At 68.5% G+C, this 1674-nt stretch carries 3 protein-coding genes; 2 read left to right on the top strand and 1 reads right to left on the bottom strand.

The window, feature by feature from the left end:
• Both VHB27_RS06375 and VHB27_RS06370 read left to right on the top strand, forming a co-directional pair.
• Positions 1-385: NAD(P)/FAD-dependent oxidoreductase (locus VHB27_RS06375; protein ID WP_325598369.1), on the top strand; the 385-nt coding region annotated here is incomplete at its 5' end.
• A 115-nt stretch (positions 386-500) separates the two neighbouring features.
• A complete protein-coding gene (locus VHB27_RS06370; protein WP_325598367.1) occupies positions 501-872 on the top strand; it encodes an OmpA family protein in 372 nt (123 codons plus the stop codon).
• A gap of 121 nt (positions 873-993) precedes the next feature.
• Here the strand turns inward: VHB27_RS06370 and VHB27_RS06365 are convergent.
• A partial coding sequence (locus tag VHB27_RS06365) for a CoA transferase (protein WP_325598365.1) occupies positions 994-1674 on the bottom strand: 681 nt, incomplete at its 5' end.

Below are 1674 nucleotides of genomic sequence, written 5' to 3'. Positions count from 1 at the left end.
CGTCGACGAGCTCTGGTACGCCAGGCCGGAAGCGCGCACGCGGCTGATGGTCTCGCCCGCCGACGCGACGCCGAGCCATCCGCATGACGTCCAGCCCGAGGAGATCGACGTTGCCATCGGCATCGACCGCATGCAGCAGGCGTTGGCGATCCCGGTGACGCGGGTGGAGCATCGCTGGGCGGGCCTGCGCACCTTCACGCCCGACGGCAGCCTGGCGATCGGGTGGGACAAGGCGGTGCCGGGATTCTTCTGGTGCGTCGGACAGGGCGGGTACGGCATCCAGACCGCACCCGCCGCCGGACGCCTTGTCGCCGATCTCGTATCGGGCCGGCAGGCCATTCCGGACGCCACGATCGTTTCGGCGCTCGCGCCCAAGCGATTCTGATGCCATGGTGGTCGAGGATGCGATCGTTGCGTGGGCGGCCGCATGATGTACGTAATCATGGCGCCTGCCCGCGACTCCAGCAGGCGTGCATCGAGGAGGTTTCATGAGGCGGCGTTTGGCTTTTATCGCTCTGCTGGTGGGGCTGAGCAGTTGTTCCCTGTTCGGTGAGCGTCCGCGCTACAGCGTCTATTTCCAGCCCTACTCGGCCGCGCTTGACGGCCAGGCGCAGGATACGGTGCAGCACGCCGCGAGTTATGCCGTGGCGCATCCGAACCGGCCGGTCTTCGTCACCGGCTACGCCGCGCCGCCCGATCCGGGGAAGGACGTCGACGGCCTGTCGGTCCAGCGGGCCGGCGCGGTCACCAAGGCGCTGACGGATGCGGGCGTCAATGCGAACCGGATCGTCACGACGGGGAACGGGACGATCGATCCTGGGGCCATGCCGAACGTTTCGGTGCGGCGGGTCGACATCAGTTTCGGCACCTGAGCCGGCGGACGTCTGCTGCGCGAGGGTGGGGGTGCTCCGGGTCCAGCGCGACCCGCCCCTGCCGCTATGACCCTCCCTCGTCATGGCCCGGCCAAGCCGGGTCGTGACGAGGGAGAGAGCCCTAGATCACCTCGTTCCGCCGCAGCGCGGCGATCGCGGCCTCGTCGTAGCCCAGGCCGGACAGCACCGCATCCGTGTCGGCGCCCGGCGCGGGCGCCAGCGTATCAAGGCGGCCGCCGCCATGGGCCATCTTGAACCCCGATCCCATCAGCCGCAGCGATCCCCACGGACTTTCCACGGTCTGCAACGCCTCGCGCGCCGCGATCTGGGGATGGTCGATCACTTCCTCGATCTTCCAGATGCTGGCACAGGGCGCGCCGGCTTCGTTCAGCCGCGTCTCCCAGACCTTGGAGTCCTCGGCCGCCAATGCCGCCTCGATGATCGCGCGCAGTTCCGCTTCCCGCTCCTTGCGGGCGAACCAGTCGGAAAACCGGGGGTCGTCCAGCACGTCCGCCCGGCCGATCGCCGTCATCAGGCTGCGGTACTGCTTCTCGTCATTGACCGCCAGCAGCAGGTAGCTGTTCTTCGCCTGGAACAGATTGGCCGTGACCTTGCGGCTGACCGCCTGGTTGCCCGCCTGCTTCTGCCGGTGCCCGGCGACGGTGAAGTCGGCCACCTGGGTGGTCAGGTAGGCCAGGCTCGCCTCCAGCATCGACACGTCGACGAACTGGCCGACACCGGTATGCGTGCGCTGGTACAGCGCCGAGGCCAGGGCGAACGCACCCGTTGCACCTGAAAGGAT

The sequence above is a fragment of the Rhodopila sp. genome (assembly GCF_035548235.1).
Classification (GTDB): Bacteria; Pseudomonadota; Alphaproteobacteria; order Acetobacterales; family Acetobacteraceae; genus Rhodopila.
Note: the sequence above shows the minus strand (reverse complement) of the source record. Positions and strands in the feature narration are given on the sequence as shown.